Origin of the sequence: Peptoniphilus sp. HCN-40583 (genome assembly GCF_037892835.1) — a bacterium.
GTDB lineage: Bacteria > Bacillota > Clostridia > Tissierellales > Peptoniphilaceae > Aedoeadaptatus > Aedoeadaptatus rachelemmaiella.
In genome coordinates this window covers 1-7905 of record NZ_JBBKBU010000042.1, presented here as the reverse complement: position 1 = coordinate 7905, position 7905 = coordinate 1, and the positions used below count along the sequence as shown (strand labels likewise).

Below are 7905 nucleotides of genomic sequence, written 5' to 3'. Positions count from 1 at the left end.
CCTCCGCACAGAAGCGGAGGTCTTTTTATTTCTCGTGTTTTTGTCGCAAGAGGGGCTTTTCTTTTCTCCGAATGGCCTTCACATCCTCCGACTCGTTAATTAGTTTGTTGACATTTTCCATGCTCTTTAAAATAAAACGCAAATCGCCGTCTGTCAGGTAGTCGCCTAATTTTTCGATGAAGGGCGCCACGATGCTGCGAAATTCCCCCACATAGGCCTGGCCCTGCTCTGTCAGCTTGATGTTCACAATACGGCTGTCCACATCGGAACGCTCACGGTAAACGAAGCCTTTTTCTTCCAGCACGGTACAGATCTTGGAAATGTTGCCGTGATCCCGGTGCAGGGACTTGGCGATGGAGCGAATGGAGGTGTCCTCGAGGGAGTCGACCTGGCCCATGACGAGCACCTGCAATTGCGTAAGCTCATAGGATTTTGAAAAGAATTCCGTTAGGGCGATTTTTGTATCCGACGCATCTTTGATTAAATTCCAATAAGACCATAAAAATTCTCTGGATTCCATAGGTGCCTCCTCGTGTTTACTAACTGCACAAACCCGAAAGAGCATGTGTCCGATCACCTTTTTGATATAGGTAGTTAGTGAGATTATACCACATATTTACATTTTTAAATACAATATTTAATTGTTTTTCCATGTTTTTCTATTTTTCTGTCGTTTTATAACCCTTTGCATAAAAAAAGAGCCGCACCGGGCGGCTCAAATCATCGTTCCAAAATGTTTTTCAGGGTGTACCAGGGAAGCACGGCGCATTTCACGCGGGCGGGCAGTTTGGAAATGCCCTCGAATGCCATGGCGTCTTCCAGTGCGTCTTCTTCCTCTTCCGTAAGGGAGACGCCTTTAATCATGCCGATAAAGGTGTCGGCCAGGTGCACGGCTTCATCTCGCGTCTTGCCACGCACGGTGTCGATCATAATGGAGGTGGACGCTTGGGAAATGGCGCAGCCTTCGCCGGTGTAAGACAGGTCTTTCAGCACGTCGCCGTCCATTTTAATCTGCAAGGTGATTTCGTCGCCGCAGCTCGGGTTGTGGCCCAGTTCTTTATAGTCCGGGTTTTCCAAATCCCCTTTGTTGTGCTGTGAGCGAGACTCTTCCATAATCAGTGTGGTGTAAATATCATCGAGTGCCAAGGCCCATCAACCTCCTTACTTCGTCGAGATTTTTAATAAAGTAGTCCACTTCTTCAATGGTGTTGTAGACGGCAAAGCTTGCCCGGCAGGAGAAATGAATGCCGAAGCTTCTGTGCAGGGGTTGAGCGCAGTGGTGGCCGCTGCGAATGGCGATGCCCTTGGAATCCAAAATGGATGCCACGTCGTGGGGGTGGACATCTTTAAAGTTAAAGGTAATGAGTCCGCCTCTCGGGTTGGTGGGGCGGGAGAGAATGGTGATGTCGTCCATTTGGCTCATGGCCTCATAAGCGTAGTCCACGAGGTAGCTTTCGTATTCGTGGATTTTGTCGAGACCGATGGCGTTTAAATAGTCTATGGCCACGGGCAAACTCGATGCGGCGCCTACATCTTGGGTGCCGGCTTCGAAGCGTCCGGGGGCGCTCAGGAAGGTGGAGTGATCTTCATAGACGTACTCGATCATGTCGCCGCCGTACATATAGGGCTTCATGGCGTTTAAATTGTCGAGCTTGCCGTAGAGGACCCCTGCGCCCATGGCGGCGAGCATTTTGTGGCCGCTGAAGACGTAGAAGTCGCAGTCCAGATCTTTCACATCCACGGGCATGTGGGGTGCCGCTTGAGCGCCGTCCACCACAGCCTTGGCGTCGGGGCTCACCTTTCTCAAGTGGGCGATCATGGCCTTGACATCGGGCATGGTTCCCAACACATTGGAGGATTGGGTAATGGCCAGAAGCTTGGTCTTGGCCGTAATTTTTTCTTCGATTTCTTTTTTCGGAATCTCTTTGTTTTCGTCAATGTAGAGATAAACCAGTTTCGCGCCGGTTTTTTCCGCCACGTATTGCCAGGTCACGAGGTTGGCGTGGTGTTCCATAATGGACAGAACGATCTCATCGCCTGCTTTGAGGTTTTCAAGACCCCAGCAGTAGGCGAGAAGGTTGAGCCCTTCCGTGGCGTTTCTGGTAAAGACGATTTCTTCCACGCTGTTTGCGCCGATAAAGTTTTTCACCGCTTCTCGGGCGCCTTCGTAGACTTCCGTGGCCGCCATGGACAGGCGGTGGGCGCCGCGGTGGGGCCCGCCGTTTTCATAGCTGTAGTAGCGGTTCATGGCTTCGATGACTTGTCTCGGCTTTTGCGTCGTAGCCGCCGAATCTAAATAGACCAGCGGTTTTTCTTTCGTAGACAGTTCCAGGAAGGGAAAGTCTTTGCGGATTTCTCTGATTTCACTACTTTGCAACATGATGTCGCCCCCCCATAATCCGTTCCAATTCCTCGTAGATGGCTTTGCGTTCCTCTTCGTAAATCACCGCGTCGATAACCGGGGCAAATTTCGCATCGATAATCATGCGCTCAGCCGTTTCGGTGTCGAAGCCGCGGGTGAGGAAGTAGTAGAGCATGTCCTGATCCAGTTTGCCGGCGCTGGCGGCGTGGTTGCCTTCCACGTCGTCTTCGTGGCTCAACAGGGCCGGCACGGAAATGCTGCGGGCCGTGGAATCCAGAAGAATGGCGAATTCTTCTTCGTTGCCCCGACTGTGTTTGGATCCTTCCAAAAAGTCGATGCGGCTCTTAAAGACTTTGTAGCTGTCTTCCATTAAGGCGCCGTCGACGATAAGGTTGCTGGTGGTGTCTTTGCCTTCGTGAATCATGTCGTAAATGAAGTCGTAGGCTTGGCCCTTTTTGCCCAGGTAGATGGACTGAATGTTTCCCAGGGAACCATCGCCCTTTAAGAAGCATTTCACATTGCTGGTTTCGTTGCCGTCGCCTAAGTGGAAGACGTAGGCGTCGAGCTTGGCGCCCTCTTCCAATATGGCGCCCATGGACAGGTAGTTGTCCACTTCCGCCTGATCGATATTCACGAAGTAGAGGCGGGCGACGCCGTTTTTCTTCACGTGAATGCGGCTTAAGAAGGAGCGGTAGCCGCCGGTTTTTTTGCTTCTGAAGCAGCCGGTCATGTGGGCTCCTTCTTCCACAATGAAGTCCATGGTAACCACTTCATCTTTCGTGCCTTCAAGGCTTTCGATGCCCATATCCACCGTGTCTTCGGCGACAATTTTCCGGTAGACGGTAGCGTGGTTGTCGTGGAGCTGAATCATTTCCGGGCTGATGCCGTAATTGTAGCCGTCGAAAACCGATTGGCCTTCGGCTTTTTTAACGCCTGCGGATTCCCGTGCCGCAACGTCGGTTTCGTTGACATTTAAATAGTCGTAAGTTTTGTATTCTAAAATATTTCCCTTGTGTGCCTTCATTAGCCAATGCTCCCTTCTAATTCCAAGGAGATGAGATTATTCATCTCGACGGCGTATTCCAGGGGCAGTTCCTTGGCGATGGGATCGGCAAAGCCTCGAACCACCGTGGCCCGCGCTTCTTCTTCGGGAATGCCGCGGGTCATAAGATAGAAGATGACCTCGTCGGAAATGCGGCCGATTTTTGCTTCGTGACCGAAGTCTACGTCCCTGTTGTGAATGTCGATGGCGGGAATCGTGTCCTGACGACTCATGTCATCGAGCATGAGGGATTCGCAGGAGACGGTGGATTTCGTGTGCTTGGCATGATCCGCCACTTTCACGAGTCCGCGGTAGACGCCGATGCCGCCGCCTTTTGAAATGGATTTCGATTGAATGGAGCTTTTGGTGTCGTTGGCCGCGTGAATGACTTGGGCGCCGGTGTCGATGTTTTGGCCGGCCCCGGCAAAGCTGATGCCGGTGTATTCGTTTTGCGCACCGTCGCCTACTAAGACGCTCATGGGATAGAGCATGCTCACCTTGGAGCCGAAGGAGCCGGAGACCCATTGGATTTTGCCGTTTTTGCCGACAATGGCTCGCTTGGTGTTTAGGTTGTACATATTTCTCGACCAGTTTTCGATGGTGGAGTAGCGCAGGGTGGCGTCGTCTTTGACGAAGAGCTCTACGGCCCCGGCGTGTAGGTTCAGGGCGTTGTATTTCGGCGCGGAACAGCCTTCGATAAAGTGGCATTTGGCGCCTTTTTCGATGATGATGAGGGTGTGTTCGAATTGGCCCGCCCCCGGCGCGTTTAAGCGGAAGTAGGACTGCAGAGGCACGTCTACATCCACGCCTTCGGGGACGTAGACGAAGCTGCCGCCGCTCCATACGGCGTAGTGCAGGGCGGCGTATTTGTGCAGATTCGGGTTGATGCACTTGCCGAAGTATTCCTTCACGATGTCTTCGTATTCGTGGAGGCCCGTTTCAAAATCCGTGTAAATAACCCCTTGATCCAACAAGTGTTGTTGAATGCTGTGATAGACCACTTCCGAGTCGTATTGGGCGCCGACGCCTGAAAGCATGGCTTCTTTTTCCGCCTCGGGAATGCCCAATTTGTCGAAGGTGCTGCGGATTTCTTCCGGCACGTCCTTCCAATCGGCGGCCAAATCCGCGTCGGGACGAATGTAGGTGATGACCTTGTCCATGTCCACTTCCGACAGATCCGGTCCCCAGTCGGGATTTTTCTTTTCGTTAAAGATCTTTAAGGCTTCCAGACGCTTTTCAAGCATCCAAGCCGGTTCGTTTTTCTCGGCGGAAATTTGGCGCACGATGGATTCGTTAAGGCCTTGTTCCGTCTTTTTGCGATAGGTGAAGGGATTTCTTTCGTCGTAAATCCCCCGGTCCATGTCTTGAATTTCTGTCTTCTTACGCATGTTGCCCATCCTTAATCCAGCCGAAGCCTTCTTCTTCGATGCGATCGATGATTTCGTCGCCGCCTTCGGCGACGATGCGGCCGTTGTTAATGACGTGAACGAAATCCGGGTGGATTTCCTTCAGGATTTCCCGGTGGTGCGTAATAATAATGGCGGATTTTTCGCCGTCCAGGTATTCCTTTAAGCCGCGGCTCACGGTGGCGACGGCATCCACGTCGAGGCCCGAGTCCGTTTCGTCTAAAATGGCGAGTTTCGAATCGAGCATTAAGAGTTGAAGGATTTCCGTCTTTTTCCGTTCACCGCCGGAGAAGCCCACATTTAAATAGCGGCCGGCGTATTCCGGCTTCATGTCCAGAAGCTCCATTTTCTTTTCCAGGGCCTTTTTAAACTTCACGATGGATGTTTTTTCGCCGCGAGCCAAGAGGGCTTGGCGAATAAAGTTTTCCACGCTGATCCCCGGAATTTCGTAGGGGGTTTGGAAGCTTAAATACAGGCCGCGACGGGCGCGCTTGTCTGTGGATTCGTCGGTGACGTCGTCGCCTTCGAAGTAAATCTTGCCTTCGGTCATGGTGTAGGCCGGGTTGGCCATAATGACATTGGCCAGGGTGGACTTCCCGCTGCCGTTGGGGCCCATAATGACGTGTACTTCGCCTTTGTTGACCTCCAGGTTCATGCCGTTTAAAATTTGTTTTTCTCCTGCAGAGGCGCGTACGCCTTCTACCTTCAATAATGCATTCATCTATTCAACTTTCCTCCTATATCCGATTATTTCTGTATGATATCCTTTTTTACTATAACATGGTTGGGAAATACCGTCAATATAGACCTTTTCGGCCTTTTTGTTATAATAGCTTTATGTGTATTTCGAGTAAAATTTTAAATTGGTACGCACCGGAGGACCGTGGATTGCCTTGGCGAAAAACGAAAGATCCCTACGCCATTTGGGTCTCTGAAATTATGCTTCAGCAAACCCAAGCGAACACGGTGATTCCCTATTACGAGCGCTTTATGGCGGCCTTTCCCACGGCAAAGGATTTGGCACAGGCGGAGGAGGAGGCTCTTTTAAAGCTTTGGCAGGGCCTGGGCTATTACCGCCGGGCGAAGCATTTAAAGGCCGCGGCAGAGATTGTGGCCCGAGAGGGCATGCCCCGGGACTTTGCCGGCTTAAAGGCCCTCCCCGGCATCGGCGAGTACACGGCGGCAGCCATTGCATCCATCGCCTACGGGGAGGCGGTGGCGGCGGTAGACGGGAATCTTTTGCGCATTTTCAGCCGCCTCTATAGAATCGATGAGAAGATCGACAAGGCGGCGGGGAAGCGGCTGATTTTTAATCTGGCCAACGAGGCCATTTCCCGGGATCGGCCCGGGGATTTTAATCAGGCCATGATGGATTTGGGGAATAAAATCTGCACCCCCACATCTCCGGCCTGCGGCCACTGCCCCATAGGCGAGCATTGCGAGGCCCATAAAGCAAACTGCGCCGAGGACTACCCGAAAAAGACGCCGAAGAAGAAGCAAAAAGAAGAGGATGTGACGGTGCTTCTTTTGGATCTGGGGGGCCGCTTTTTTATCGAGAAGCGCACCGGCGGGCTCTTGGCGTCCATGTGGGGCTTTCCCACCATCGAAGGGCACCTTCGGCCGGAGGATGTCATGAAGCTTTTGGCGGAGTCGGATTTCGTCGTGAATGATGCAAAAAAGATGGCCGCCTACCGCCACATCTTTTCCCACCGCATATGGAATGTGTGGGTCTATTACGCCCACGTGGAGTCCCTCTTTGCCGCGGAAGATGCCCGCATCTGGGCCACGAAGGAAGCCCTTGAAACTGTGTACGCCATACCGTCGGCCTTTGCGCCGGCACTGGAGGTCATTGATGGAATGGATTGAATCCTACGAACCGAAAAATGAAAAAGAAGCCGAGGACAGGGCCCATTTGCTGCTCTTGGATCCCTCCCTTATTGCAACGGATCGCTCGGCCCCTTACCACTACACCACTTCGTCTATGGTTATGGATTTTGAGGCGGATAAGCTCTTGATGATTTATCATCCCATTTACAAATCCTTCTCCTGGCCCGGCGGCCACGTGGAGGAGGGGGAGGATCTCTTTTATTCCGCCCTTCGGGAGCTTTACGAGGAGACGGGGATTCTCTATGTGAAGCCCCTCTCAGAAGGGCCTCTGGCCTTGGAGCTCATGCCCGTTTCCGCCCACATTCGAAAGGGCGAAGCCGTGGACAGCCACTTCCACATTAATTTTTGCTACGGCTTTGTGGGCCACGAAGACGACACCTTGCTTGAAGTGAAGGACAATCGCAAGTGGGTGCCTATAAGGGAACTGGACACCTTTGTCTCCGAAGCCCATATGCTTCCTATATACGAAGATTTAATCGAAAGGATGCGAGGGATTTATGAAAAATAAAGCTTGGTCCGAATCCCTGCTCTTCGCCACCTTTCTCACCTTGGCCGGCGGCCTGCAAGACGGCTATTCCTACGCCCTTCGGGGGAAGGTCTTCGTCAACGCTCTTACGGGCAATGTGGTGCTCATGGCTTTTAACTTGGCCGAGGGAAATTTCCCCGCCATGCTCCGCTACTTTATTCAAATCGCATCTTTCGCCCTCGGGGTCTATGTCTCCGGCCGCGTGGCCTTTGCCGAAAAAAGGCGCATGGGCCTGCACTTTAAGCAGCGGATTTTGGCCGTGGAGATTCTTATTCTCATCGTCGTCGGCTTTCTTTCCAGCGAATTCGACAGCCTGGCCAACAGTATGATGGCTTTCTCCTGCGGCATGCAGGTGAATACCTTCAGAAAATTCGCAGACATTAACGCCGCCACCACCATGTGCGTGGGCAATGTGCGCACCATTATGCACAATTTGGCGGGCTACCACCACACCAAAGGCCTCGTCCACCGGGACACGAGCCGCACCGTGCTTTTTATCGTATGTATCTTTTTTATCGGCGCCCTTATCGGCGGTCTGTTCTTTTCCCTTTTGGGCCTTAAGACCATTTGGCTTTCCGCCGCTTTTCTCGCCGTCTCCTTTATGATTCTTCACATAGACCCCACCATTCGCACCTAATGGCACGGGTTTTACCAGCGAAAAAGGCACGCCCCTCAGCGTGCC

9 protein-coding genes are annotated in these 7905 nt (G+C 52.4%); 3 read left to right on the top strand and 6 right to left on the bottom strand.

Going from position 1 to position 7905, the window contains the following annotated elements:
- Window positions 1-25 precede the first annotated feature (25 nt).
- The 6 genes from WKT05_RS10325 to sufC form a co-directional block, all read right to left on the bottom strand.
- Window positions 26-520, bottom strand: a complete 495-nt coding sequence (locus WKT05_RS10325; protein ID WP_340414029.1) for a MarR family winged helix-turn-helix transcriptional regulator — start codon at window positions 518-520, stop codon at window positions 26-28.
- A gap of 200 nt (window positions 521-720) precedes the next feature.
- Window positions 721-1146, bottom strand: coding sequence for a Fe-S cluster assembly sulfur transfer protein SufU (sufU, locus tag WKT05_RS10320; RefSeq protein ID WP_215506557.1), 426 nt, complete (start codon window positions 1144-1146; stop codon window positions 721-723).
- Window positions 1133-2380, bottom strand: a complete 1248-nt coding sequence (locus tag WKT05_RS10315; RefSeq protein WP_215506554.1) for an aminotransferase class V-fold PLP-dependent enzyme — start codon at window positions 2378-2380, stop codon at window positions 1133-1135. The genes sufU and WKT05_RS10315 overlap by 14 nt, the downstream gene beginning before the upstream one ends.
- Window positions 2367-3386 (bottom strand): SufB/SufD family protein, encoded by a 1020-nt coding sequence (locus WKT05_RS10310; RefSeq protein ID WP_340414028.1) that lies wholly within the window; start codon window positions 3384-3386, stop codon window positions 2367-2369. Before WKT05_RS10310 ends, WKT05_RS10315 begins: the two co-directional genes overlap by 14 nt.
- Window positions 3386-4792, bottom strand: a complete 1407-nt coding sequence (gene sufB / locus WKT05_RS10305; RefSeq protein WP_215506550.1) for a Fe-S cluster assembly protein SufB — start codon at window positions 4790-4792, stop codon at window positions 3386-3388. Before sufB ends, WKT05_RS10310 begins: the two co-directional genes overlap by 1 nt.
- Window positions 4785-5531, bottom strand: coding sequence for a Fe-S cluster assembly ATPase SufC (sufC, locus tag WKT05_RS10300; RefSeq protein WP_340414027.1), 747 nt, complete (start codon window positions 5529-5531; stop codon window positions 4785-4787). The genes sufB and sufC overlap by 8 nt, the downstream gene beginning before the upstream one ends.
- Here sufC and mutY point away from each other — a divergent pair.
- The 3 genes from mutY to WKT05_RS10285 are packed head-to-tail and all read left to right on the top strand — an operon-like array spanning window position 5522 to window position 7860.
- Window positions 5522-6676 carry an A/G-specific adenine glycosylase gene (gene mutY, locus WKT05_RS10295; RefSeq protein WP_340414026.1) on the top strand — a complete coding sequence of 385 codons (1155 nt, stop codon included), beginning with the start codon at window positions 5522-5524 and terminating at the stop codon, window positions 6674-6676. The genes sufC and mutY overlap by 10 nt on opposite strands.
- Window positions 6663-7205: an NUDIX hydrolase gene (locus tag WKT05_RS10290; RefSeq protein WP_340414025.1), complete on the top strand. Its 543-nt coding sequence runs from the start codon at window positions 6663-6665 to the stop codon at window positions 7203-7205. The genes mutY and WKT05_RS10290 overlap by 14 nt, the downstream gene beginning before the upstream one ends.
- Window positions 7195-7860 carry a YoaK family protein gene (locus WKT05_RS10285; protein WP_340414024.1) on the top strand — a complete coding sequence of 222 codons (666 nt, stop codon included), beginning with the start codon at window positions 7195-7197 and terminating at the stop codon, window positions 7858-7860. Before WKT05_RS10290 ends, WKT05_RS10285 begins: the two co-directional genes overlap by 11 nt.
- Window positions 7861-7905: the final 45 nt, after the last annotated feature.

Coding starts and splice junctions, on each gene's coding strand:
- WKT05_RS10285 (WP_340414024.1), top strand. CDS start 7,195: ATGAAAAATAAAGCTTGGTCCGAATCCCTGCTCTTCGCCACCTTTCTC.
- WKT05_RS10315 (WP_215506554.1), bottom strand. CDS start 2,380: ATGTTGCAAAGTAGTGAAATCAGAGAAATCCGCAAAGACTTTCCCTTC.
- sufC (WP_340414027.1), bottom strand. CDS start 5,531: ATGAATGCATTATTGAAGGTAGAAGGCGTACGCGCCTCTGCAGGAGAA.
- WKT05_RS10325 (WP_340414029.1), bottom strand. CDS start 520: ATGGAATCCAGAGAATTTTTATGGTCTTATTGGAATTTAATCAAAGAT.
- WKT05_RS10290 (WP_340414025.1), top strand. CDS start 6,663: ATGGAATGGATTGAATCCTACGAACCGAAAAATGAAAAAGAAGCCGAG.
- WKT05_RS10310 (WP_340414028.1), bottom strand. CDS start 3,386: ATGAAGGCACACAAGGGAAATATTTTAGAATACAAAACTTACGACTAT.
- mutY (WP_340414026.1), top strand. CDS start 5,522: ATGCATTCATCTATTCAACTTTCCTCCTATATCCGATTATTTCTGTAT.
- sufB (WP_215506550.1), bottom strand. CDS start 4,792: ATGCGTAAGAAGACAGAAATTCAAGACATGGACCGGGGGATTTACGAC.